Source organism: Paenibacillus pinistramenti (assembly GCF_005869875.1).
Taxonomy (GTDB): domain Bacteria; phylum Bacillota; class Bacilli; order Paenibacillales; family Paenibacillaceae; genus Fontibacillus; species Fontibacillus pinistramenti.
Map to the genome: position 1 here is coordinate 44027 of NZ_VAWG01000002.1, position 24369 is coordinate 68395.

Genomic DNA, 24369 nt, shown 5'->3' on the forward strand with positions numbered 1-24369 from the left:
GGAATTACAACACGCGGCGTGCTTTGAGATAAGTCTTCTTCCAGTTGCTGGAGTTAAGGTTCGAAATGATCACACCCGGCGAACCGTAAGTGTGCAAAATTTTGCCGTTGCCCGCATAGATAGCGACATGTGTAACATTGCTGCCATTAGCGCGGCTGCCGCTGGAGAAGAAGACAAGATCGCCTACTTTCAGGTTGGCTTTGGAGACGGCAACGCCTACTTTCGATTGATCCACAGAGGTGCGCGGCAAGGTAATTCCAAAATGCTTGAATACGTATTTAGTGAATGACGAGCAGTCGAAGTTTTTGGTTGTTGAAGTTGAAGCGCCGAATTTATAGGGTGTACCCAGAAATCTTTTTCCATAGTCAATAATGCTCTGACCCTTGGAAGCAGCTGTACTGTCCGCATTGATAGTGTTGTCATTGAGATCGGAAGCAGTGAGATCGGAAGCTGTGAGATCGGAATCGGTATTCGAATTCTGCGTATCAATTGTATTAAGTGTATCAATCTTATTAAGTGTATCAAGAGAATCAAGTGTGATGGGATTGTTCAAATATTCATAAGCAGTTGCAGTAGCTGTATCGTTAGCAGCCGCATAGGCTGATGCTTGTCCACCAAACATATAAGCTGTGAGTCCTACAGAAGCGCAAATACCAACTGTCATTACTTTCTTGCAGAGTCCTTGAACTTTAATCATTTGTGAGTTCCTCCTGATGTTGTATTCTCGGGCCTGCTCAAAGTATAACAGCTTCTTAACCTTCTAGGATCTTCCACGGACACGAGAAGCCCAGCGGCATCAACCGTTTGATCTGCTTTATTAAAAATAGATTAAAAATTACAAAAATTTAAGAAATGAATTTTACTTAACAACGAAAAAAGGCTCGAAACCCTAACAGCGTAGAGGTTTGAGCCTTTTATTTCACGTTTTTCAGCGAAAGTAAAAAGATTACAATTTTGTTACTCATCACACGGCATTAATGTTACCAGTACCCCGGCTTCACAAAGCTTGCCTCAATCCTTGCTCTGAACAATCAGCAGAAGGCCGCTCTCGATGCGTATGGTTCCCTGTTCGTTCTCGAGCTTATTGCTGATTCCAAGGGATTGCCCCATCCTGAGCGAGGCGTTGTCCAGTTTGTATTCGAACCCCTCCAGGGTGATTCCCGTCACTTCAGGAGTCATAGGCAGCAGAGAGATATAGGTGTAACCGCGGCTTTCGACCACTGCCGAAGAACCGGTTAAAGTAATGTAGTTATTTTTGTCCCAGATGGAGCTGGAAACTTGGTGCTGGAGGGCTCTAAGCATCATTTGGATGTTGGCCAGGGAATGATCAAAACGGCTGCCAAGAACTCCGAACATCAGTATTTCTGACGGCTGCCGATTTAAGGCAATGTCAAAGGCGAGTTCAGCGTCGGTTAAGTCTTTATTGACCGCATCCACCGCTTTAACCTCACGGCATACCTCTTTCAGCTGGCTGAATTGATCGGGAGTCATGGAGTCAAAGTCACCTACGGCGATATCAGGAACAATTCCGTTCTGCATCAGAAAATAAGCCCCGAAATCCGCTCCGATAATATAATCGCCCTCTCGAATGTGCTCTTTAAAGTCCGGAATAATATTGCCTCCGGCAAATATAAGTACCCGATTTGAAGATGTCATTATTGATCTCTCCTTGCTGCGTTTTGGAAGCTTATGTATTAGACTATAGTCAGTTATAGTATAGAACAGATTTTTTGGTTGTACAATTTGGAAGGAAAAGCTACAATGTTAACGTCATATGTGAGATTGCGGAGAGGAACGAAGCAGGGGAAATGGAGCTATTTGAACTTTTCAGCATTATTGGTACGGTCGCGTTTGCTGTGTCCGGAGCTCTTGTTGCCATGGAAGAGGAATACGATGTGCTTGGCGTTGTCGTGCTGGGGCTTGCAACTGCATTTGGGGGAGGGATTCTGAGAAACATTTTGATCGGAGTTCCCGTAACCACCATTTGGACCCAAGGGCCGCTTATGCTGGTGGCGTGTATTTCAATTGCTGCCGCCTTTCTCGTTCCTGTTTCCTGGATACGTCATTGGAAGAGGGCGGAGGCATGGCTGGATGCTATTGGTCTAGGTGCTTTTGCAATTCAAGGGGCATTGTATGCGGTGAAGATGAATCATCCGGTAAGTGCGGTGGCAGTCGCTGCCTTGTTAACGGGCGTTGGCGGCGGAATCATCCGCGATCTGCTGGCTGGCCGCAAGCCGGTCGTTCTGCGGGACGAAATTTATGCTGTATGGGCCATTATTGGCGGGCTGGCAGTTGCATTTGGCTGGTCTAAGACAACGGCTGAAATGATTGTGCTGTTTGTAGTGATCGTCTGCTCTCGCATGCTGTCTGTTCATTACCGCTGGAAGCTGCCGAGAAGATCGCTCAAGAATAGTCTGTTCACCGGAAAAACGGAAAGTGCTGAAATGAGCATGAAAGAACAAAAGGCCTCGTCTTGACGACAAGGCCTTTTTTCAATTATTTGCAAAACTTCTATTTAAGGAAGTGGCGAAGCGCGCCGGGCAGCTCCTGCTGCCAGAAGCCCCATAGATGCTTCCCGTCTTTTTCATAATAAACGACTTTTGCTCCGCGCTTCTCCAGCAGTTCTTTGGTTCTGCGGTTCAGGTCAACAAAATCGTAAATTCCGGTGTCGGTCTGGTAGTCGCGCTCCTGCAGCCCAACAACCATATACAAGCTGAGAGAGGAGAGATCCGTCTCTGCTGCAATTATTTCCTGGCTGGGGATGTAAAAGGCTCCCGAAAGGGTAATGATCTTGGAGAACATGTCTTTGTGCTTTAGTGCAATGTGAAGCGAAACAGATCCGCCTAGCGAATCGCCGGCTAAAATGCGGTCCTCGGCTGTGCGGCGCACGGGATAATTCTTTTCCACATAGGGAATAATTTCTTCAGTAAAACAAGAAACATAAGCCTCATGACGGCTGCCGAAAGGAGCGTACTCCTGGGTTCTGACCTTCACATTGACTTCAACGCCTACAATAATGAAAGGCTCGATGTCTTCATCTAAAATAAGCTGGTTTGCGTAAGTGGCAATCCGCCCAAAGTTGAAAAATTCCTCGCCGTCCTGGCAGTACACCACAGGATAACTCAGCAGTTCGTTGTAACCAGGAGGAAGGTAAATGCGCAGCTTGCGCGTTTCGTTTAAAAAATGGCTGTGAATCTCGTGTTTAACGACAGTTCGCTTGAGATAGCGGCTATCTGTCATTTTCGTCACTCTCCCTTTTGATTTTGCAATTGCAGGCGTGATCAGGTAAGATTATCCATGGAGCATGAACACGCTTTCTGTTGTGACAATTCTCACTTCTGTTATACAATTACCGAAACACTGTTATATATACAAAGAATAGTTCCGGATACATTTTTCAGGATATCCTTTGACGAAACTGATATAACAGGAGTATAATAATTCTATAACAGCGGAACATGATATTCAAATTTTTTGTCGAGGTGAAAAGCATGAGCAAGGTTCCTTATGAAGTATACACGGAGGAAGTAGAAGCTTTGTCCGTACTCTCTCCGGACGGCGAAATTATTAATCCAGATAAAGTACCCGACCTGACTGATGATCAATTGAAAGAAGTAATGTACCGTATGGTATTTACTCGTACTTGGGACGAACGCGCCATCAACCTGGGCCGCCAAGGACGTCTTGGTTTCTATGCTCCGGTTTCCGGTCAGGAAGCTACAATGGTGGGCAGTGAATTTGCATTGCAGAAAGAAGACTTCGTATGTCCGGGTTACCGTGATATGCCGCAAATCGTTTGGCACGGCCTTCCGCTTTACCAAGCATTCCTGTATTCCCGCGGCCATCAGCATGGCGGCCAGATTCCTGAAGGTGTTAACGTGCTTATGCCGCAGATCATCATCGGTGCACAAATTCTGCATGCGATGGGTATTGCAATGGGCTTCAAACTGAAGAAGCAAAAGCAAGTCGCAATCACTTACACAGGTGACGGCGGTTCTTCCGAAGGCGACTTCTACGAAGGTTTGAACTATGCTGGGGCATTTAAGCTGCCGGTTATTTTCTTTGTTCAAAACAACGGCTATGCCATCACAACTCCATTTGCCAAACAAACAGGCGCTTTGTCTATTGCACATAAAGCGGTTGCTGCTGGTATTAAGGGCGTTAAGATTGACGGCATGGACGTATTTGCGGTTATCAAAGCCGTTCAAGAAGCTGCAGAACGTGCACGCAACGGTGAAGGCGCTACGCTGATCGAAGCTGTAACTTACCGTTTCCGTCCTCACTCCCTGTCTGACGATACTTCCAAGTACCGTACGAAAGAAGAAGAAGGACAATGGAGCGAGAAAGATCCGATTAACCGTCTTGCCAAGTACCTGGAGAAGAAAGGTCTTTGGACGGAAGAAGATACGCTGCGTGTGAAAGATGAAGCGAAAGCGAAAGTGAACGAGCAGATTAAGAAGGCTGAACAAACCGAGAAGATGACCATCCCTGGTTTGATTGACAGCATGTTTGAGAACACGCCTAAACATCTTGAAGAGCAAAAAGCAGAGTACAAATAAGATCGGACCTTATATCCGCCAGTCTCCGCCGGCTGCAGCTTCTTACATATTGGAAGGGCTGCCGGTGAATGGCTGTCTGGATTGATCCATAGATTTGAACGTGAACGTGATGAGTTAATTGTTAAGGAGGAGTAATAGCAATGGCACAAATGAATATGAAAGAAGCGATCCGCGACGCAATGCGCGTTGAACTGGAACGCGACCCGAGCGTTGTAATCTTCGGGGAAGACGTAGGCCATGTCGGCGGTGTATTCCGCGCAACTGAAAGTCTGCAGAAGCAATTTGGTGAAGAACGTGTATTCGATACTCCGCTGGCTGAATCCGCGATCGGCGGTTTGGCTGTTGGTTTGGGTATTCAGGGATTCCGCCCGGTTGCCGAAATCCAATTTGTCGGATTTATTTTTGAAGCTCTGGACCAGATCGTAGTTCAGGCAGCGCGCATGCGTTACCGTTCCGGCGGACGCTACAACGCTCCAATCGTATTCCGCACTCCATACGGCGGCGGTGTTAAAGCGGCTGAGCTGCATACCGACGCTTTGGAAGGTTTGATTGCTCAAACTCCGGGTATTAAGCTGGTAATTCCTTCTAACCCTTATGATGCAAAAGGTCTGATGATCTCTGCTATCCGCGATAATGACCCTGTGTTCTTTATGGAGCACTTGAACCTTTATCATGCATTCCGTGATGAAGTGCCTGAAGGCGACTATACTGTTGAGCTTGGCAAAGCAAAAATTGTACGTGAAGGTTCCGATGTAACGATCATTGCATACGGCATGATGGTACACACTGCACTCAAAGCGGCAGACGAGCTTGAGAAAACGGGTGTTAAGGCTGAAGTAATTGACCTGCGCACTTTGGTGCCGCTCGATATTGATACAATTGTGGCTTCCGTTAAGAAGACTAACCGCGCAATCGTGGTTCAGGAAGCTCAAAAATCCGCAGGTATTGCTGCGGAAGTGATTGCTCAAATCAATGAAAAAGCGATTCTTCACTTGGAAGCGCCTGTTCTTCGTGTTACTCCGCCGGATACCATTTATCCGTTTGCGCAAATCGAAGATGCATGGCTCCCGACTCCAGCACGTATCATTGATGCAGTTCAGAAAGTTCGTGAATTTTAATTAATCATCATTCCAGAGGAGGTCTTCCTGGTGGCAAAATTTGAATACCGCTTTCCCGAATTGGGGGAAGGTTTGCATGAAGGCGAAATTATTAAGATGCATATCAAGCCGGGGGATAAAGTAACCGACGAAGATATTATTATGGAAGTACAGAACGACAAGGCCGTAGTTGAAGTTCCTTGTCCGGTGAACGGCGTCGTTCAAGAAGTGTTCGGCACTGACGGTGCGGTTTTCCGCGTAGGTCAAGTAGTTGCTGTTATTGAAGCGGAAGGCGAGCTTCCTGAACAAGCTGCTTCCGAGGCACACAGTGAGCCAGCTCCAGCGGCTCCAGCAGCAGCTCCAGCTCCAGCTCCAGCAGCATCTGCGGGTTCCTCCAAGTTCCAATACCTGTTCCCTGAACTGGGTGAAGGACTTCATGAGGGCGAAATCATTAAAATGCACATCAAACCAGGCGATAAAGTGACTGATGAGGACATCATCATGGAAGTTCAAAACGACAAAGCTGTCGTTGAAGTTCCTTGTCCGGTAAATGGTACTGTGCTTGAAGTGTTTGGTAAAGACGGTGCAGTATTCCGCGTAGGTCAGGTAGTTGCTGTTATCGACGCAGAAGGTGAAGTTCCTGATCAAGCTGGTCATGAATCTGCTCCTGCACAGGCTGCTGCACAAGAAGCTGACGCAGCTAAAGGCGGCGCCAACACAAACGCTTCTACAGTTCCAGGTGCTCCAAACGCTGAAGTACTGGCTACTCCTGGCGTTCGTAAATTTGCGCGTGAACAGGGCGTAGACCTGTCGCTCGTTAAAGGCAGCGGCAAAGCTGGAAGAATTACACGCGAAGACGTTGAAGCCTTCAAGAAAGGCGGCTCCGCAGCAGCTGCTCCTGCAACGCAAGCGGCGGCATCTTCAGCTTCTGCACCAGCAGCTTCCGCAGCAGCTCCTAAAGCGGCTCCAGCAGCATCTGCACCAGCAGCGGCTGCCAACGGAGAAGAAGAGCGTGTACCATTTAAAGGTATCCGCAAAGCGATCTCCAATGCGATGGTTAAATCGGCTTACACAGCTCCGCACGTTACCATTATGGACGAAGTTGATGTAACCGAGCTGGTAGCGTTCCGTACCCGCATCAAGCCAATCGCTGAGAAGAAAGGTACAAAAGTTACTTATCTTCCATTCATCGTTAAAGCCTTGGTTGCAGCTTCCCGCAAGTTCCCAGCGCTTAACGCTACCATTGATGAAGAGAACAATGAAATTGTTTATAAGAAATACTACAACATCGGTATTGCTACCGATACAGATAACGGCTTGATCGTTCCAGTTATCAAAGATGCCGACCGTAAGAGCATTTGGATGATTGCTGACGCCATCCGCGATCTGGCTGGCCGCGGCCGTGACGGCAAATTGTCTCCGGCTGAAATGAAAGGCAGCTCGATTTCCATCACGAACATCGGTTCCGCAGGCGGTATGTTCTTTACTCCGATCATCAACTATCCTGAGGTTGCGATCCTGGGTACTGGCCGTATTTCCCAAAAACCTGTTGTGAAAAATGGCGAAATTGTTGTTGCTCCTGTAATGGCTCTTTCCCTGAGCTTTGACCACCGTCTGATTGACGGCGCAACGGCTCAAAATTTCATGAACTACATTAAAGAGCTGCTCGCTAATCCAGAGCTGCTTGTTATGGAGGTGTAAGTAATGGTAGTAGGAGACGCGTCTCTTGATATTGATACACTGGTCATTGGTGCTGGTCCCGGCGGTTATGTAGCGGCTATTAAAGCCGCTCAGCTCGGACAAAAGGTACTGATCGTTGAGAAAAATGAACTGGGCGGCGTTTGCTTGAACGTCGGCTGTATCCCTTCTAAAGCCTTGATCTCTGCAGCTCATCAATACGAGAATGCAACTCATGGCGACGATTTCGGTATTTCCGCTGAGAACGTAAAAGTTGATTTCAGCAAAACTCAAGCGTTCAAGAACAAAGTCGTTAAGCAGTTGACCGGCGGCGTTGGCAGCCTGCTGAAAGGGAACAAAGTAGAAATTTTCCGAGGCGAATGCATGTTCATTAACGAATCGGAAGCTCGTTTGTTCAACGACAACGAAGCTCCTCGTTACCGCTTCAAGCATTGCATTATCGCTACAGGTTCCCGTCCAATTGAGTTGAAAGCATTCCCGTTCGGCGGCCGTATCCTGTCCTCAACAGAAGCGTTGAGCCTGCCTGAGATTCCTAAGAGTCTCGTATTGATCGGCGGCGGCTACATCGGTGCAGAGCTTGGTCAAATGTATTCTAAATTCGGTACAAAAGTAACGATTATCGAAGGCATGGACAGCATCCTGCCTGGTTTTGACAAGGACATGACCCGCCTTGTAGCGAAGAACATGGCCAAAACCAATATCGAAATCATTACTAACGCTAAAGCGGAAAGTGCTGAGCAGAACGATAAAGAAGTTACGGTTAAGTATTCCGTTAACGGCGAATCCAAAGAAATTACAGCAGACTATCTGCTTGTAACCGTTGGCCGCCGTCCTAACACAGATGGTGACTTCGGTCTTGAACTGGCTGGCGTAGAAGTAACAGACCGCGGTTTGATTAAAGTCGACCACCAGGGCCGTACTTCCAACCCTAAAATCTTCGCAATTGGCGACGTTGTTCCAGGCCCTGCTCTGGCTCACAAATCTTCTTACGAAGGTAAAGTGGCTGCTGAAGCGATCTCCGGTCTTCCATCTGTTGTGGACTACAAAGCGATTCCGGCTGTATGCTTCACTGATCCGGAATGCGCAAGCGTAGGCTACACAGAATCTGAAGCGAAAGAGAAAGGCTACAAAGTCAAAGTCGGCAAATTCCCTTATGCGGGCAACGGCCGTGCTTTGTCTCTGAATCAGCCTGACGGCTTCGTGAAGATCGTAGCTAACGAAGAGAACAATGTGGTCATCGGTGCTCAGGTAGTGGGCGTTGAAGCTTCTAACTTGATCGCTGAGCTGGGCTTGGCAGTTGAGATGAGCGCAACGCTTGACGATATTTCCTTGACGATCCATGCTCATCCTACTCTTGGTGAACTGGTTATGGAAACTGCAGAGCTTGTTGAAGGCCACCCAATCCACGTGTTGGCACCAAAAAAATAAGCTGCAGAATCAAGATACACAAGGAGCGAGAACGTTTTGTTCTCGCTCTTTTTTTTTCTGTTTACTATTTAATATACAGAGCGTTTGTTACCCTGATAAAGGATTTGAATCCCTAAACCTGACGCGGGATGATATAATGTACGTTAAATATATTGCAGTATTGCTATCGTTGCAGGCTGCAGCATAATGAGGAGCAGGAGACTTTAATGAAAGCATATTTGGAGTTATTGCAAGATATTCTCGACCATGGCACGAAAAAGGAAGATCGGACAGGAACCGGCACTTTATCCGTCTTCGGCCGCCAGCTGCGGTTTGATCTCAGCCAAGGGTTCCCTCTTGTAACCACAAAGCGGATTCATCTGAAATCGGTGATTCACGAGCTGCTTTGGTTTCTGAAGGGAGATACCAACACCTCTTACCTCAAAGAGAACGGGGTATCGATCTGGGACGAGTGGGCGGATGAGAATGGCGAGCTTGGTCCGGTGTACGGGTCACAGTGGCGCACCTGGCAGGCGCCTGACGGCCGCAAGATTGACCAGATTGCAGCGCTGATCGAGGGCATCAAGAAGAATCCGGATTCACGCCGTCATCTTGTCAGTGCCTGGAACGTAGCTGAAATTGATCAAATGAAGCTGCCGCCCTGCCATTTTGTTTTTCAGTTTTATGTCGCAGACGGCAAGCTGTCCTGCATGCTGACCATGCGTTCGGTCGATACGTTCCTTGGTCTGCCGTTTAATATTGCCAGCTATGCACTGCTGACGCATATGGTCGCCCAGCAGTGTGACCTCGAAGTCGGAGAGTTTATCTGGTCCGGCGGAGACGTTCATATTTACCTGAACCATCTGGAGCAGGTAAGAACGCAGCTTTCCAGGGAACCGTTTGAGTCGCCTAAGCTTATGATAAAGCGGAAGCCGAACTCTATTTTTGATTATAAATATGAGGATTTCGAGTTTGTTAATTATCAGCATCATCCGGGGATTAAAGCGCCGGTGGCCATCTAGCGGAGGTTGAAGCAATGAGCATTACGTTGATATGGGCGATGGCTGAAGGCGGTATTATCGGAAGAAATAATGCTTTGCCTTGGCGTCTGCCTGCAGATATGGCTTTCTTTAAAGCACAGACAATGGGGAAAACCGTGCTGATGGGACGCAGAACCTGGGAATCCATGAACGCCAGACCACTGCCAAATCGTCTAAATGTTGTGCTTACCCGCGATAAAGCGTTTAAGGCGGAAGGCGCTGAAGTCATTCATACGTTTGAAGAAGCTTTGAAATATGCGGAGCAGGGAGAATTAATGGTTATTGGCGGCGCCGAAATCTTCAAATACTTTTTGCCGATTGCCGACAGACTGCTGGTTACCATTATTAACGAGTCCTTCGAGGGCGACGTGGTTATTCCGGAGTTTGACTGGGACCAGTTCCGCGTTGTGGAAGAGCAGCAGGGCGTACGTGATGAGAAAAATCCGTACAAATACAAGTTCGTCACGTATGAACGTTCGAAATGACATGTATAAAAGTACAAATAATTCACCTATAAGTCCATTAAAATGCTGACATATGCGGTGATAAACTATTTGAAACATGAACAAGAGTAAGGATAACGAAGCAGACTGGGGGAATGGTTATGTCTACACCTACGGGTTTTATGGAATTTAAGCGCCAGCTTCCGGGCGATCGTAGTCCTGCGGAGCGGATTAAGGATTGGAAAGAGTTCCACGATCATATGTCAGAGGAAGAACTTCGTACACAGGGTGCACGCTGCATGGACTGCGGTACGCCATACTGTCACACAGGTATTGATATGACAGGCGGCACATCGGGATGCCCGGTGCACAACTTAATTCCGGAATGGAACAATCTGGTCTATCGCGGGCTTTGGAGAGAGGCTTTAGACCGTCTTCATAAGACGAACAATTTCCCTGAATTTACGGGCCGGATCTGTCCGGCACCATGTGAAGGGTCCTGTACGGTTGGTTTGATTGGACAGCCTGTTACGATCAAGACAATTGAAGAAGCGATTATTGAAAAAGGCTTTGAGGAAGGCTGGGTTGTTCCCGAGCCTCCTGAGAAACGGACCGGACGCCGCGTAGCGGTTGTCGGCTCAGGCCCAGCCGGACTGGCTGCGGCAGCCCAGCTTAACAAAGCTGGCCATCTGGTAACGGTTTATGAACGTTCTGACCGTGTCGGCGGACTTCTCACCTATGGAATTCCAAACATGAAGCTGGACAAAGGTATTGTTGAACGCCGGGTGAAGCTGCTGGAAGCAGAGGGGATCACGTTTGTTACGAACACCGAAATCGGCAAAGACATTCCGGCTCAGCAGCTGGTTGACGATTATGATGCAGTCGTGTTGTGCGGCGGCGCAACGAAGCCTCGTGAATTCAATATTGAAGGAAGCGACCTGAACGGTGTTGAATATGCAATGCCATACCTGAACGGTACAATTAAGAGCTACCTGGACAGCAATCTGGAAGACGGTCAATACTTGTCAGCAGATGGCAAGGACGTCATCGTTATTGGCGGCGGCGACACCGGTTCCGACTGCGTAGCGACTGCTCTGCGCCATGGCTGCAACAGCGTAACCCAATTTGGCACTCACGCTAAAGCGCCTCTGGAACGCGACCCGATCCAGAACCCTTGGCCGCAGTTCCCGAATGTGTATACGCTGGACTACGCACATCAGGAAGCGAAAGCGGTGTTCGGCAGCGATCCGCGCGAGTTCTCAATCATGACCACCAAATTTGTGGGCGACGAGAACGGCAATCTCAAGGAGCTGCATACGATTCAAATTGAACGTATTGTGGACGAAACTGGCCGTAAAATTTATCAGCCGATTCCAGGTACGGAGCGCGTTTTCCCGGCTCAGCTGGCTTTGATTGCGATCGGTTTTGACGGGCCTGAGCAAACGCTTGTTGAACAGCTGGAATTGGAAACCGACCGCAGATCTAACGTTAAGGCGAAATACGGCAAGTTTGTGACGAACAATGAGAAGGTCTTTGCTGCAGGGGATATGCGCCGCGGTCAAAGCCTGGTCGTTTGGGCGATCAACGAAGGCCGTGAAGCAGCTCGTGAAGTAGATAAATTCCTGATGGGTGCAACAGTTCTTGCTTAATTGAAGTTGCAGCAATCCTAATGATCATCATTATTTATGGTTTACAGAGGCCAGAATCATCTTCGGGTGATTCCGGCCTTTTTTCTATACTCAGCAAAATTATGTTATAATAGAGTTAATGGTAGAAAAGGACTTTCGCCGGGTCACATCAGAGCTGGCGGAGGTCCTTTCTTCTCGAGAGAAAGGAGAATGGGTTTGAAGACGCTCGTTATAGCAGAGAAACCGGACATGGGACGGACAATTGGCAAGGTCATTGAACCGCGGGCCAAGAATAACCGAGTCTATCTGGAGGGCGACAACTATATTATTACCTGGGCGATCGGGCATCTGCTGGAGCTGGCTGAGCCGGACGCTTATGATCCGAAGTACAAGAAGTGGAATTTTAACGACCTGCCCATTTTGCCGGAGCAGTTCCGTATTGTACCGAACCCGAGAACGAAGGACCAGCTGAAGACGATTGGAGAACTGGCCAAGCGCTGCGACCGGATCATTAATGCCTGCGACGCCGGGCGGGAAGGGCAGTATATTTTTGCATTGATCCAGCAGCAGCTCAAGCTGAAGCAGCCCGTTCAGCGGCTGTGGATTTCGGATTTGACCTCTGAAAGTATTGCCAAAGGCTTCAGCGGCTTACGGGATGGCCATGAATTTGATAATTTGACGCTTGCGGCCAGGGCCAGAAGTGAAGCTGACTGGCTGGTTGGGATGAACGCCTCACGGGCGTTTACGACCAAACACCGCGAGCTCCTGTCCGTGGGGCGGGTACAAACCCCGGTGCTTGCGCTGATCTATGACCGGCAAATCGAGATTGAACAGTTTGATTCGCAGATTTTTTATGAGATTAAGGCGGTATTTCAGCAGGGAGAACGTACATATACCGGTACGTGGCAGGGAGACAGGCTGACGGACGCGGACAAAGCGGCGGCAATCGCTGACAAGGTTCGGAAGCAGGAAGGCAGCATCAAGCAGTACGAGGTTAAAGAGACGAAAGAATATCCTTACCGGCTGTACGACCTGACTCTGCTGCAGCGTGAGGCGAACGCCAAATACGGCTTCTCAGCCAAGAAGACGCTCGACATCGCGCAGGCGCTGTATGAACGGCATAAAGTGATTACGTATCCGCGGACGAACTCCAACTACGTTACCGAGCAGAATATCGACGGCATGCACAAAGCGCTTCATATGCTGAAATCAACTCCGTACAAAGAGCTTGCAGAAGGCGCAGAACCTGGCAGAATCCATAAAAATAATAAAGCGGTCTGCAACCCGGAGCGGGTTGAGGACCACCATGCCATCCTGCCGACCCTGAAGCGTCCTCCTGTATTAAGCAAAGAAGAACAGCAGATTTATGATCTGGTGATTCGGCGGTTTCTGTCCCATTTCTATTCGCCAGCGGAATATAAACAGCATACGCTGTTTACTTTGGTGCAGGAGGAAACCTTTAAGACCAATGTCAAAGAGCTGCTCTCGCCGGGCTGGAAAATCTGCCAGAATGATGAGGCGGCAGGCTCTTCAAGCGGCAGGGGAAGAAAGAAAGATGAAGAGGAAACCGAGGAAGAGCTGGTGAACGAGCCTTTTTCCATTGATTCGGATCGTCCAGTTCAGTGCAAGAAGGCAGATGCCAAAGAGAAGGCGACCAAACCACCGAAAGCCTACACGGAAGGCACACTGCTCAAGGCCATGGAAAGTGCGGGCAAACAGCTGGAGAATGATGAGCTTCGTGAAGTAATGAAGGATGCCGGGCTCGGGACACCGGCGACCCGCGCAGCGACGATCGAACGGCTGAAGAAAGTCGGCTATATTGCGATGCAGGGGAAGAAGATTACCGTCACTCAGAAGGGCCGGACGGCTATTGAGCTTATCCGTAAAGCAGGCGTCGAGTTGCTCACCTCTCCTGAAATGACCGGCCAGTGGGAGCGCAGGCTGAACCAGATCTCCAAAGGCGAAGCCGCGGCAGAAAAATTCATGGACAACGTTAAACGGTTCACGGTCTCCATTGTAGACAAAGTGCGGACGCAGCAGAAGGCAGATGCTTCCCTGTTTGAAGGCCGGCAAAATGCAGCCAAGCGCGGCGGAACCGGCGCAAGGAGGACGAGGACCGCAGAAGGTGCAGCAGAAGGCGCAGGCACGGCGCAGGCCGTCAAAACGCGGGTCAAACCGGCTGCTGCGGAAGGCACTGGTGCAAGGGAGATCCTGGGGACCTGTCCCCGGCCTGGCTGCGGCGGCCAGCTGATTGAGGGACGCAAAGGGTATGGGTGTACGCATTTTAAACAGGGCTGCGGGTTTGTGGTCTGGAAGGATTTTGCGGGAAAAAGCGTGAGCAAGCCGATGCTGAATGCCCTCGTCCAAAAAGGCCAAACTCAGCTGCTCACGTTCAAAAGTGAAACAGGTGAAGAATTCAAGGGCCGAATGATCCTTGCTGATGCCAGTTCAGGCCGGCTTAGTCTGCAGCGGGAATAACGGAGGCTTTTGCGTACACTCCCTAATATAAGGGTAAACTATACATCATCATTTCATGTCACGAGCAGAGCCAGGAGGAACGATGAGAAGAGAAACCACACAAGTGCCATTCGGGTATGAGCGGCCGGAGCGGACGGTTAAAGGCGTGCTTGTCTTCTATGACAGCTTTGAACAGATTTCGGAGCCTGAGCTGGAGATGGCGCTGGCAACCGCCAGAGCACGATTGTTTACCAAGCTGGTACTCTATCCGCTGCATGAAGAAACCTTAAGAAGGATGTCAAAGGAACCCGTATCTGCTTATCACAAACGGGAGAAGCAGCTGATCGCCTGGAAGCAGGAGTCCGGCAGCTCGCTGGTGACGCTCGAAAGCTGGGAAGGCAGGCGCAAGAAGTATACGCCGTTTGAGGCGGCTGTCAGACATCTTGAGGAAATATACGGTCATCCGTTATTTCTGTACATGACTCCGGACATGGCTGTGAAGCTGGCCGGCTATTCCACTTTTGAAGAGATCATTACGAGGGTGAGATTGATCCTGTCCAGCAGGCCGCAAATGCTGCATCCGGTATTGGAGAAGTTCAAGCACCGCTGGGATGTGGCAAATGAGCCGGATTCGGCAGACTGATCTCTGCAGCTGGGGCTGAGTGTCTGTGACTGGCGGACGGGGCGGAAGAATGGCGGGTCAGGACACGCTTTGAAGAAGGATTCAACATAAAAGGAGCCTTATAGGCTCCTTTTATGTTTGGAAGTGATATTCTCTGCAATCACATCTGCCACCTCTACAAGTGAGGAAACGGTGTACATGGTGGTGTTCTTTGCCGGCTTCAGTTCAATAATATTATAAACCCACTCATCAGGCTGCTTGATATAAATGCTGTTAATTCCAGCTTTGATGGCGGGCTCAATATCCGTACGCAGGCTGTTTCCGATCATCCATGTGCGGCTGCGGTCAAATTGATGGTTCGAAATAATCTCTTCCAGCGCTTCAACATTTTTATGCTGGCGGATGTAGATCCGGTCCTCAAAATAGACATCCAGCTTCATTTGATCGATTTTACGCTGCTGAATCGCTGTTTCACCGCCGGTATATAAATATAGATCGTGGCCTTGTGCCTTTAGGACATCCAGCGTTTCGATCATGCCCGGATAAGGTTCGACCAGCTGTTCATAAACACTGAGACCAAGCTTCGAAATCCGCGCTTCTTCCATTTGGCTGGAGGGATGCCCGAGCAGCGAGGCGAAATAACGGTAGGTCTCGACCAGCGAATGGGGAAAATGATGGCTGGCAAAGCCGACCTGCTGCACGCCGGCCACGTCGATCTCAATTTGCTTCGCGCGGATTTCTTCTGCCGTCAGTCTGTCTTCTCCGAGCATGACCTGCAGCAGCCGTGTGAATTCATCGAGAACCGCTTCAAAATACTTATTGCAATAAATCAGGGTATCATCAAGATCAAAGATAATGTGCTGATGAAGATGGGAATTATTTGCCACTCAAGCCACTCCTTTATGATGCATGTAATGCGCAGGCGCTGATGATCTGGAATTATTATACCCGAATATAGGATTCAAGAAAAATCTGCAGGTCCGCAATCCCGTCTTTGCGCAAGCTGTACGTTTCATGCTGATTCTCCACCTGGTTCACATCCAGATGAATCAGCAGCAGGCCCGCTACCCTTAGGAGCATCAAATGGTGGGTCAGTGTATCGGACAGATCAGGCAGCTGTTTCTTCATTTCAGAGAAGGAGAGGGGACCCTGTTCGGATATAAACCGGAGCAGGTTCAGGCGCAGCGGATCGGCCAATGCCCTGGTCATGCGGAGCAGGAGATTGGGCGGCTGGCCTTCTTTCTCTGGGAAATCAATCGGATATTGAAGCACCAGCAGACGGTGATAGAAGCAGTATGTATTTAAGGGACGAAGATGAAGCGTCGGCAGCAGGACAACCTGATCGATCGGAAGATGCTCGCCTACACGGATGCCGCTTGTTGAAATTTCAATCAGATCGGCCGGCTCCATTTTATCCTCAAGCGTCTTCTTCTCCAGAACGTCCTCACGCAGATAATGCTCATGTTCAAGCTCCACATCTTTAAAATAGCGCTTATACCAAATCCGGAGCAGCGGAGTATAACGTTCCCGCACCTGCTCGATCTCCTCATGGCTCAAATGCGGCAGCAGCTCCAAAGCTTCATGATGGACTTGGCGGGCATCGCTGAATTCCAGATGATCCAGAAAGTCAGGAATCCGCATCTTGGGCTTGCGTTGAATCACCCATGACAGAAGAATATCGAAGTCTGAGAACTTCCAGAGGGCGGTATCCTTGAACATCTCCGCTTCTTCCAGTGACAGTCTGCTCCGGGATTCATCCAGCCAGTCCTGGCCTAAATCGAGGTTGTTGATCCAGCGGGGATTGCTGAAGATGATGAAGCTGTTCAGAAATTCATAGATCGAGGAAACGTCCACCCTTACCTTAAAGGACATGACTGAAATACCTCCCGGTATGAAATAAGAAATGACGGTTTAGCACTATTTTCATTATGGCTTGTTCATTTCGGGCTTGTCCACTATAATGTTTAGGTTTGAATCATTTTTGCCGCTCTGCTGGCTGAGCCGTTTGGCTGACCGGTGCGGTTTTGAATTATTGGAGGTTATGCAAGTGACATCATGGATTACTTCATTCTGGTCCCGCTTTGGGCGGGGCGGCTCATCCGGCGGACCTGTCGCCATTCTCATCTCAGTGGTGATTGTAACCGGACTCAGCCAAGGGCTGCTGCTTCCGGTTTTGTCGATTTTTATGGAGAATAGGGGGATTCCTTCCTCGGTTAACGGTTTTCACGCCGCTGCGTTATATATCGGTTCCTTTTCCATGTCAATCATGGCAGAACGGATTCTTAAAGCATCCGGGTTTAAAAAGCTCCTTATCGCCGGGCTTATTGCCGTCACAGTCGTACTTCCCCTATTCCCATTAACATCAAGCCTGTCGTTATGGTTTGTATTCCGGCTGATTGTCGGGATGGGGGACAGCGCCATTAATTTTGCCGCCCAGCTGTGGCTGCTGCTTGTGACGCCGCCTAATCAGAGGGGCAGGATCATCTCCCTTTACGGCATGTTCTATGGAATCGGCTTCAGCTTTGGACCGCTGGGCATTAAGCTGCTTCATTTTGGCAATATGACGCCATTCCTTCTGTTGTCCGGCTTGTTCCTGGTTCTTGTCTTTATTATTATGTTCAGGCTCGAGAACACTAATCCGGTCCGTCAGGAGCACCATGAGGATAAAGGGGGAAAGAGATTCGTCAAGGTTTACCGTCTGGCTTGGTTTGCCCTGATTCCGGCGCTTCTGTACGGGTACATGGAGGCGGGGATGAGCGGAACTTTCCCGGTATACGGCCTGCGGATCGGCATGAATTCGGGTGATATCTCCACGCTGCTGCCCTTCTTCGGCATCGGGGGGCTGATTCTGCAGCTGCCGTTAGGCTTACTGAGCGACCGGATTGGCCGGAAAAAGGTTCTGATGGGGGCAGGCCTCGCCGGCGGCCTTCTGTTCCTGGCGGCTCCTTTCGCAGGCAGTTCGTTCTGGCCTGTGCTGATCCTCTTTATGCTGGCGGGCGGACTGGTAAGCTCTTTCTTCTCGCTCGGCCTGGCTTTCGCGGCGGATATTCTGCCCAAAAGCCTGCTTCCGGCCGCCAATGTCATTGCATCCTTCCATTTTAATTTAGGCAGCATGGTAGGACCGAACATAAGCGGGGCACTGATGGAAAGCGGGATAACGAGTGCGCTGTTCTGGCTGCTCGGTGCCGGTTATCTTCTGTTTGCCTTGTCTGGGATCTTCTTTAAAAGTAACAAACCTGAAACCCCCTAGATCTCTTCTGCCGCTGGATTTTATAGGCTGTTTCCCCTACACTAAAGGTTAGGGAGTTACGGCTTGCAATAGTCAAAAGGAGAATAGTCCATGTATAAAGTAACAGACTTGACAAAACGGTTGACTGCAGACGGCAGGACGGTCCTTGACCATATTTCTGCCGAATTTGGGGAAGGGGAAATGATTGGGGTTATAGGTCCAAGCGGTAGCGGAAAAAGCACGCTGCTGCGCTGCCTGGCACTGCGCACGCGCTGGGACAGCGGAGCCTATACCAATCGGGGCGAAAGCCTCATTACAAGCGGCGGCGGAGCTTCCATGAAGAATAAATCGAAGTTTGCCTATTTAGAGCAGAATCCCCAGCTCAATCCAAACAAAACCGCCCACAAGAACGTGTTAATCGGCCAGGCGGGTCAAACGCCGTGGTGGCGCCGGCTGACCGGCTCGGTCCGTTCGGATGATTATATGGGAGCTATGGACGAGCTTGAACGCTTCGGCCTGCTCGACAAAGCGAAGCTTCCTGCCGGCAAGCTCAGCGGCGGGGAGAAGCAGCGCATAGCGATTTGTATGGCTCTCGTTCACGGAGCCTCCGTGCTTGCGGCAGACGAGCCGGTAGTCGGGCTGGATCCGCATTCTGCAGACCATGTCCTGAGTACCCTCAAACAAGTGTGCCAGGAGCAGAGGAAGACCGTCATTGCGGCCCTTCCGATTGAGCTGGCGGAACGCTGGTGCACCCGCATCTGGGGGATTACGGACGGCAGGCTGAGTCTTGATATAACGGGAAGAAGACTGACCAGCGGGGAGGAGAAGTTGATTCAGCAATGAAAAGAGTGATGCTGTTGAAAGGCAAATCCAGTCTGGGCATAGTCCTGTTCCTTCTTACCTCAATGATGCTGAGCGGCTGTAACCTGGACTTCGATCCGAAGGCTTCCATGAAGACGCCCCAGCTCTCATCGGACAATGAATCCTTAAAGAGCGTTGTCAATCAATATCTGGCCCAGCTTCCGAGCGGCGGATCTCTGATCCGGCCGACCGATGACGGGACGACAAGCCTGATCCGTGTTCTGGATCTCGATAACGACGGGAAGAACGAAGCGCTGATCTTCTATGAAACGGCAGATGATCCCGTGCCCATTCATGGGGTTGTCTTCGGCTATCAGGGGGACACCTGGGAGCCTCAGGCTACAATAGACGGCGAGGGCCAGGTGCTCGAATCTTTGCAGCTCGCCGATTTGACGAATGACGGGAAGATCGATATCATTGCCGGCTATTCCAACGGAGAGCAGCAGGTGCAGAAAGGCCTCTCCGTTTATACTTATTCGCATAAGAAGCTGGAGAAGATCATGGTTGAGCTGCCGTACAGCTATTATGTGGTTAATGACTTGAATGCGGACGGGAAGAATGATCTGTCTGTCGTTTATTTCAAGAAGAATGAATTTTCCAGCATTATGACCTATCAGTTCGATGGAAAAACGTTCGACGAGCTGGATAAGCTTGATCTCGATTCTAATATCAACGGGTATTACAATATGGTTACCGGAAAAATATCGGCCGCAGGGGAGCAGGGAATCATGCTGGATGTCTCCTTAAACGCTGCCGGCAATTCGTCCTATACCCTGGTCATTACGATGGAGGCGGGCAAGCTTGTCCAGGTGCTTGGCCAGGATCAAACCTACAAGGATGACCGTATTCCAAGCGCGGACGTTAACGGCGACGGCATTCTTGAATACGGGCTCCTGCAGAAGCCTGCCGGCTGGGATGGCGTTGCGCTGGAGGATATCCCCTGGCTCTATACCTACTATCATGTCGGCGACGCCGATAAACCGGTTTGGGAAGAGTTTCTCGGCCTGTCGATTCCAACCGACTTGATCGGCAAAGTAACGATTGATACCAAATCCGTGAAGGATCAATATATCAAATTCGTGAGAACGGACAACGGCCATACCGTGCTGGAAGTCAAATATTTTACCTTGTCCCAGTGGGACCGGCGGAATCAGGACTGGAAGCTGCTGCAGCGTACCAGCGACCGCGTAATCGGGTACCGGGGCACAAACACAGGCTCCAAGAACGGGTTGGGCGAACAATAGAAGTGCTGGAAAGGAAGGGTAATGAGCTGTGAGCAAAGTTTTGATATTGGAAGATGAGGAATCGATCCGCAGCTTTATTGTGATCAATCTGAAGCGGAACGGTTTTGAGGTAGTGGAAGCGGCTGACGGGCATGAGGCGCTGAATAAGCTCACCACCATACCGGACATTGATATCGCTCTGCTGGATGTAATGGTGCCAGGCATTGACGGTTTTGAAGTGTGCCGCCGGGTAAGGGAGACTAACGAGCGGATCGGGATTATTTTTCTGACGGCAAAAGTCCAGGAGCAGGACAAGGTCTATGCCTTGTCTGTCGGCGCGGATGATCATGTCAGCAAGCCGTTCAGCCCAACGGAGCTGATCGCCCGTATTCATTCCCTGCTGCGGCGGGTCAACGTTTACCGGGAGAGCAGTGCGAAGGTGTCGTTCACATCCGGGCCTTTCTCCCTGGATCTTATTTCGAAGCAGTTTAAGAAGGACGGCCAGCTCGTTGAGCTTACGCCGACTGAATTTTCACTGATCCAGTATTTCCTTGAGCAGGAGAATACCCCTCTGAGCCGGGATGTCCTGCTGGATCACGTCTGGGGCAAGGATTATATGGGCGATCCCAAAATTGTGGACGTCAACATCCGCAGACTGCGGCAGAAAATCGAAAACAACCCGTCGGAGCCTGAATATCTGCAGACGGTATGGGGACACGGCTACAAATGGAAAGGCGATATTAAATGATCAAGAAGGGCATTGGCCGCCAGATCGTCATGCACTATTTCATCGTAGTGTTTGTTACGCTGCTGCTCGTTGAAGTCATCTTCATGTTTGCGATCCGTTCTTATTACTACAACAGCATAAGCACTCATTTGGAGAATTACGCGGCTTGGGCTTCGGATTATTTCCAGAAGTATGTCAAGCAGAATGAAGATGACGAGCTCAGCTATCTGCCGGATATGATCCAGACCTTTAAGCTTGTGAATACCGAGGTTGAGATCGTCAACGGCGACGGTGTGGTACTGACCAACAGCACGGACTTTCAGGTTGATAAGCCGGTACAGACAAGCGATGTGCTGCAGGCTAAAGCCGGTAATATAAGCAAATGGATCGGCAGGCAGCCGGGGACAGGAGAACTCGTCATGGCTGTCTCCAGCCCGCTGAAGGTAAACGGGACGAACAAGTTTATTATCCGCTACGTCACATCCCTTGAGCTTGTGAATGAGAGGCTGATGAACATTACGCTGCTGTCGATCGTCGTGGGCGTTATCGTTCTGGCTGTTGTCCTGCTGTTCAGCATGGGCCTGGCCAATTCGATTGTGAAGCCGATCAACAATATTCAGGCGGTTTCGTCCCAAATGGCGAAAGGCGATTTCGATGTCAGGGTCAAGGGCGACTATGCCTATGAGCTCGGTGAGCTGGCCGCCACCCTGAACTTTATGGCACAGGAGATTGTGCGCAGCAATCAGATCAAAGATGATTTTATATCTTCGATCTCGCATGAATTGAGGACGCCGCTTACCGGCATCAAGGGCTGGAGCGAAACGCTCACCATGGGCGGATTCGACCGCGAGGAGACGGAGATCGGCATGAAGATTATTTCGAAAGAAACCGACCGCCTCATCGGTCTGGTGGAAGAAATGCTGGATTTCGGCAAGCTTCAGCAGAATGAGATGAAGCTTGTGATCGGGAGTGTTAACATCGTAGAGCTGCTTCAGGAGATCATGCTCAACGTGTGGGCGAAGGCAGAGCTGAAGCAGATCCAGCTGAAGCTGGAGGGCGAGATCAGCGAGCCGGTAGTCGTGTCGGGAGATGCCAACCGGCTGAAGCAGGTATTCCTGAATATTGCCGATAATGCCATCAAATTCTCGCATGAAAATTCGACCATCTACCTGATCGTCGCCAAGTCGGCGGAAATGGCCTTTATCAGCGTGAAGGATACAGGCATCGGGATCAGTGAGGAGAACCTTCGCCGGGTCAAAGACCGATTCTTCCAGGTCAATCATCAGGGCGGGGGAACCGGACTCGGGCTTGCGATTACTCAGCAGCTGGTTGAGCTTCATAAAGGGGAGCTTAAGATGGAAAGTGAGCTGGGCGCCGGGACGACGGTTCATGTATCGCTTCCTTTAATGAAATCTGAAGATTAGAAGGGGAGAGGGCCAGGTATGTCAGCAATAGAGCATGTCGAGCTAACGACAGCCTCTGGACAAAGCTTTCAGCTGGCCGAAGCCGTGCCTGCTGAGGCTGAAGTCGTCCGCCAGCTGCTGGTAGAAGCAGCGGAGTGGATGCAGCGCAGCGGCATCGACCAGTGGAAGCCGGAGTTTTTCAGCCTCCAGGCGGTTCAGGCTTACTTTAATCACCGCAGGATCTTCGTCGCCTATGACAGAGGGACGCCTGCCGGAATGTTCACCCTGCAGAATTCCGATCCGGGGTACTGGAAAGAGAACGACGATCCCGATTACTATTATCTGCATCGTCTGACGGTGAGTGTTCCTTACCGCAGCTGCGGGCTAGGGAAAGCGATGCTGGAGTGGGCAGTGGAGAAAGCCGGCCGTGACCGCAAAAAGGGGCTGCGATTGGACTGCAGAAGGATCAGCGGCAAGCTGAACAGCTTTTACCAGAATCAAGGCTTCAGGTTTAAGGGCATTTCCGAACAGGCGGATCACCTGGCGAATTTGTATGAGCGATAAATTGAATCATAGCCATATCCGCGCTTTCGCGGCAACATGAAAAAAGCAGCCTTGACGGCTGCTTTTTGTGTTAGAATACATTTATTAACAAGCTATCTATTAACAAGACAGCTATTAAGAGGACATGCCCCCGGCGCGAAGAGGAGCGGTATTATCATAAACGTCCTTAAGCATGCGTGCCGGCTGATTGCGGCCTGCTGGTCTGGCTGCTACCGTCTCGCCAGGACCGATCACCAAGACTTGATCCTCAGTGCCCTTGATGACGGCACCATCCTTGATGACAGCTCCTTCTCCGATGATGGCACATTCAATCAGAACATTCCGGCCGATTTTGGCATTGGGCATGACAACGCTGTTTTTGATTTTTGCAAAACGGCCCACGGTCGTACCGCCGAAGATAACAGAGCGTTCCGCATAACCTTCCATAGCGCAGTTATCATGGATCATTGAGCTCTTGGCAGGGAGGGGGCTTGTTTTGGCAGCAAGAATGGCTGCACCGCTCTCATTGGTATACATCGGCCATGCTTCTTTATGAAGCTTCCACTCATTGTCTTCACACAGCAGATCCATGTGGGCTTCCCACAAGCTTCCCACGGTACCAACGTCTCTCCAGTAGCCTCTAAACGGGAATGCTTGAAGGAACTCTTCGCCCGCCAGCATTTTTGGAATGACATCCTTACCGAAGTCATGAGACGACGTATCGTTTGCTGCGTCCTCGATCAAATGCTGCTTTAAATAACTCCACTTGAACAAGTAAATACCCATCGAAGCGAGGTTGCTCTGAGGCTGTGCCGGCTTCTCGGCAAATTCCGTAATCCGATATTGATCATCTGTTACCATTACACCGAAACGGTGGGCTTCATCCCAAGGGACAGGCATAACGGAAATGGTAGCAGGGGCGCCTGATTTAACATGCTCTTCAAGCATTTCGCGATAATCCATATGATAAATATGGTCGCCGGACAGAATCAGGACATGCTCAGGGTCCTGGCTGTCAATGTACTCCATATTTTTATAAATGGCATCAGCAGTTCCTAAATATTCATCAGACCCGGTCTCATAAGAAGGCAGTAAGGAAATGCCGCCGTTCTCTGTCCTGCCAAGGCCCCAGGCCGTACCGTCACCAATATGATTGTGCAGGGAATCCGCCTCATATTGCGTTAATACGCCGATTGTATCAATTCCGGAATTGACGCAGTTGCTGAGAGGAAAATCGATTATACGATATCGGCTGCCGAAGGGCACCGCCGGTTTTGCTTGACTTGACGTAAGCGGAGACAGTCTGCGGCCTTCTCCCCCCGCCAGCAGCATGGCAATGCATTGTTTATTACTCATGTCGTTTCCCTCCCGAATTTGTTTGGATCAGTGTAGTACATAAATAAACGAGAAATACTGATGTTGAAACCATTTT

General features: G+C 50.0%; 22 protein-coding genes. 16 read left to right on the forward strand and 6 right to left on the reverse strand.

Annotated features, from left to right (window positions below; all coding sequences use genetic code 11):
• Positions 1–4: 4 nt before the first annotated feature.
• Both FCN15_RS19390 and FCN15_RS03040 read right to left on the reverse strand, forming a co-directional pair.
• Complete coding sequence (locus FCN15_RS19390) at positions 5–508, reverse strand: C40 family peptidase (protein WP_420819541.1); 504 nt, start codon at positions 506–508, stop codon at positions 5–7.
• Positions 509–1011: 503 nt separating this feature from the next.
• Positions 1012–1656: a thiamine diphosphokinase gene (locus FCN15_RS03040; RefSeq protein ID WP_138493486.1), complete on the reverse strand. Its 645-nt coding sequence runs from the start codon at positions 1654–1656 to the stop codon at positions 1012–1014.
• 152 nt (positions 1657–1808) lie between these two features.
• Between FCN15_RS03040 and FCN15_RS03045 the strand changes: the two genes are divergently transcribed.
• Positions 1809–2477, forward strand: coding sequence for a trimeric intracellular cation channel family protein (locus FCN15_RS03045; RefSeq protein ID WP_138493487.1), 669 nt, complete (start codon positions 1809–1811; stop codon positions 2475–2477).
• A 34-nt stretch (positions 2478–2511) separates the two neighbouring features.
• On the opposite strand, the gene FCN15_RS03050 is transcribed toward FCN15_RS03045, so the two are convergent.
• On the reverse strand, positions 2512–3240 hold the full coding sequence (locus FCN15_RS03050; RefSeq protein WP_138493488.1) for an alpha/beta hydrolase: 729 nt from the start codon (positions 3238–3240) through the stop codon (positions 2512–2514).
• 251 nt (positions 3241–3491) lie between these two features.
• Between FCN15_RS03050 and pdhA the strand changes: the two genes are divergently transcribed.
• The 9 genes from pdhA (at position 3492) to FCN15_RS03095 (ending at position 14972) form a co-directional block, all read left to right on the forward strand.
• On the forward strand, positions 3492–4559 hold the full coding sequence (pdhA, locus tag FCN15_RS03055; protein ID WP_138493489.1) for a pyruvate dehydrogenase (acetyl-transferring) E1 component subunit alpha: 1068 nt from the start codon (positions 3492–3494) through the stop codon (positions 4557–4559).
• Positions 4560–4699: 140 nt separating this feature from the next.
• A complete protein-coding gene (locus FCN15_RS03060) occupies positions 4700–5677 on the forward strand; it encodes an alpha-ketoacid dehydrogenase subunit beta (RefSeq protein ID WP_138493490.1) in 978 nt (325 codons plus the stop codon).
• A 30-nt stretch (positions 5678–5707) separates the two neighbouring features.
• Complete coding sequence (locus tag FCN15_RS03065) at positions 5708–7357, forward strand: 2-oxo acid dehydrogenase subunit E2 (RefSeq protein ID WP_138493491.1); 1650 nt, start codon at positions 5708–5710, stop codon at positions 7355–7357.
• A 3-nt stretch (positions 7358–7360) separates the two neighbouring features.
• Positions 7361–8782 (forward strand): dihydrolipoyl dehydrogenase, encoded by a 1422-nt coding sequence (gene lpdA, locus FCN15_RS03070; RefSeq protein WP_138493492.1) that lies wholly within the window; start codon positions 7361–7363, stop codon positions 8780–8782.
• Positions 8783–8988: 206 nt separating this feature from the next.
• Positions 8989–9783, forward strand: coding sequence for a thymidylate synthase (gene thyA / locus FCN15_RS03075; protein ID WP_138493493.1), 795 nt, complete (start codon positions 8989–8991; stop codon positions 9781–9783).
• Positions 9784–9797: 14 nt separating this feature from the next.
• The gene (locus FCN15_RS03080; protein ID WP_138493494.1) at positions 9798–10286 is read left to right on the forward strand and encodes a dihydrofolate reductase; all 489 of its coding nucleotides are present in this window, start codon (positions 9798–9800) and stop codon (positions 10284–10286) included.
• Positions 10287–10405: 119 nt separating this feature from the next.
• Complete coding sequence (locus FCN15_RS03085; protein WP_138493495.1) at positions 10406–11893, forward strand: glutamate synthase subunit beta; 1488 nt, start codon at positions 10406–10408, stop codon at positions 11891–11893.
• Between the two features lie 195 nt (positions 11894–12088).
• The gene (locus FCN15_RS03090; protein WP_138493496.1) at positions 12089–14350 is read left to right on the forward strand and encodes a type IA DNA topoisomerase; all 2262 of its coding nucleotides are present in this window, start codon (positions 12089–12091) and stop codon (positions 14348–14350) included.
• 82 nt (positions 14351–14432) lie between these two features.
• Complete coding sequence (locus tag FCN15_RS03095; protein WP_138493497.1) at positions 14433–14972, forward strand: hypothetical protein; 540 nt, start codon at positions 14433–14435, stop codon at positions 14970–14972.
• A 98-nt stretch (positions 14973–15070) separates the two neighbouring features.
• On the opposite strand, the gene FCN15_RS03100 is transcribed toward FCN15_RS03095, so the two are convergent.
• Positions 15071–15838 (reverse strand): HAD family hydrolase, encoded by a 768-nt coding sequence (locus FCN15_RS03100; RefSeq protein WP_138493498.1) that lies wholly within the window; start codon positions 15836–15838, stop codon positions 15071–15073.
• Positions 15839–15893: 55 nt separating this feature from the next.
• Positions 15894–16823 carry an ArsR/SmtB family transcription factor gene (locus FCN15_RS03105; RefSeq protein WP_138493499.1) on the reverse strand — a complete coding sequence of 310 codons (930 nt, stop codon included), beginning with the start codon at positions 16821–16823 and terminating at the stop codon, positions 15894–15896.
• 175 nt (positions 16824–16998) lie between these two features.
• On the opposite strand from FCN15_RS03105, the gene FCN15_RS03110 reads away from it, so the two are divergent.
• The 6 genes from FCN15_RS03110 (at position 16999) to FCN15_RS03135 (ending at position 22958) form a co-directional block, all read left to right on the forward strand.
• Positions 16999–18201 carry an MFS transporter gene (locus FCN15_RS03110; RefSeq protein ID WP_275259471.1) on the forward strand — a complete coding sequence of 401 codons (1203 nt, stop codon included), beginning with the start codon at positions 16999–17001 and terminating at the stop codon, positions 18199–18201.
• Positions 18202–18291: 90 nt separating this feature from the next.
• A complete protein-coding gene (locus FCN15_RS03115; RefSeq protein ID WP_138493501.1) occupies positions 18292–19023 on the forward strand; it encodes a phosphonate ABC transporter ATP-binding protein in 732 nt (243 codons plus the stop codon).
• Complete coding sequence (locus FCN15_RS03120; protein ID WP_138493502.1) at positions 19020–20285, forward strand: hypothetical protein; 1266 nt, start codon at positions 19020–19022, stop codon at positions 20283–20285. The genes FCN15_RS03115 and FCN15_RS03120 overlap by 4 nt, the downstream gene beginning before the upstream one ends.
• A 28-nt stretch (positions 20286–20313) precedes the next feature.
• Positions 20314–21012, forward strand: coding sequence for a response regulator transcription factor (locus tag FCN15_RS03125; RefSeq protein WP_138493503.1), 699 nt, complete (start codon positions 20314–20316; stop codon positions 21010–21012).
• Positions 21009–22415 (forward strand): HAMP domain-containing sensor histidine kinase, encoded by a 1407-nt coding sequence (locus FCN15_RS03130; protein ID WP_138493504.1) that lies wholly within the window; start codon positions 21009–21011, stop codon positions 22413–22415. The genes FCN15_RS03125 and FCN15_RS03130 overlap by 4 nt, the downstream gene beginning before the upstream one ends.
• Before the next feature lie 18 nt (positions 22416–22433).
• Positions 22434–22958 (forward strand): GNAT family N-acetyltransferase, encoded by a 525-nt coding sequence (locus tag FCN15_RS03135; protein WP_138493505.1) that lies wholly within the window; start codon positions 22434–22436, stop codon positions 22956–22958.
• A 114-nt stretch (positions 22959–23072) separates the two neighbouring features.
• Here FCN15_RS03135 and FCN15_RS03140 read toward each other — a convergent pair whose 3' ends face one another.
• Positions 23073–24293, reverse strand: coding sequence for a glucose-1-phosphate adenylyltransferase (locus FCN15_RS03140; protein WP_138493506.1), 1221 nt, complete (start codon positions 24291–24293; stop codon positions 23073–23075).
• Between the last annotated feature and the right edge of the window lie 76 nt (positions 24294–24369).

Bases quoted from the DNA above. Each gene is read 5' to 3' on its own strand.
- FCN15_RS03040 (WP_138493486.1), bottom strand. From the start codon at position 1,656: ATGACATCTTCAAATCGGGTACTTATATTTGCCGGAGGCAATATTATT.
- FCN15_RS03045 (WP_138493487.1), top strand. From the start codon at position 1,809: ATGGAGCTATTTGAACTTTTCAGCATTATTGGTACGGTCGCGTTTGCT.
- FCN15_RS03050 (WP_138493488.1), bottom strand. From the start codon at position 3,240: ATGACAGATAGCCGCTATCTCAAGCGAACTGTCGTTAAACACGAGATT.
- pdhA (WP_138493489.1), top strand. From the start codon at position 3,492: ATGAGCAAGGTTCCTTATGAAGTATACACGGAGGAAGTAGAAGCTTTG.
- FCN15_RS03060 (WP_138493490.1), top strand. From the start codon at position 4,700: ATGGCACAAATGAATATGAAAGAAGCGATCCGCGACGCAATGCGCGTT.
- lpdA (WP_138493492.1), top strand. From the start codon at position 7,361: ATGGTAGTAGGAGACGCGTCTCTTGATATTGATACACTGGTCATTGGT.
- thyA (WP_138493493.1), top strand. From the start codon at position 8,989: ATGAAAGCATATTTGGAGTTATTGCAAGATATTCTCGACCATGGCACG.
- FCN15_RS03080 (WP_138493494.1), top strand. From the start codon at position 9,798: ATGAGCATTACGTTGATATGGGCGATGGCTGAAGGCGGTATTATCGGA.
- FCN15_RS03085 (WP_138493495.1), top strand. From the start codon at position 10,406: ATGTCTACACCTACGGGTTTTATGGAATTTAAGCGCCAGCTTCCGGGC.
- FCN15_RS03095 (WP_138493497.1), top strand. From the start codon at position 14,433: ATGAGAAGAGAAACCACACAAGTGCCATTCGGGTATGAGCGGCCGGAG.
- FCN15_RS03105 (WP_138493499.1), bottom strand. From the start codon at position 16,823: ATGTCCTTTAAGGTAAGGGTGGACGTTTCCTCGATCTATGAATTTCTG.
- FCN15_RS03115 (WP_138493501.1), top strand. From the start codon at position 18,292: ATGTATAAAGTAACAGACTTGACAAAACGGTTGACTGCAGACGGCAGG.
- FCN15_RS03120 (WP_138493502.1), top strand. From the start codon at position 19,020: ATGAAAAGAGTGATGCTGTTGAAAGGCAAATCCAGTCTGGGCATAGTC.
- FCN15_RS03130 (WP_138493504.1), top strand. From the start codon at position 21,009: ATGATCAAGAAGGGCATTGGCCGCCAGATCGTCATGCACTATTTCATC.
- FCN15_RS03135 (WP_138493505.1), top strand. From the start codon at position 22,434: ATGTCAGCAATAGAGCATGTCGAGCTAACGACAGCCTCTGGACAAAGC.
- FCN15_RS03140 (WP_138493506.1), bottom strand. From the start codon at position 24,293: ATGAGTAATAAACAATGCATTGCCATGCTGCTGGCGGGGGGAGAAGGC.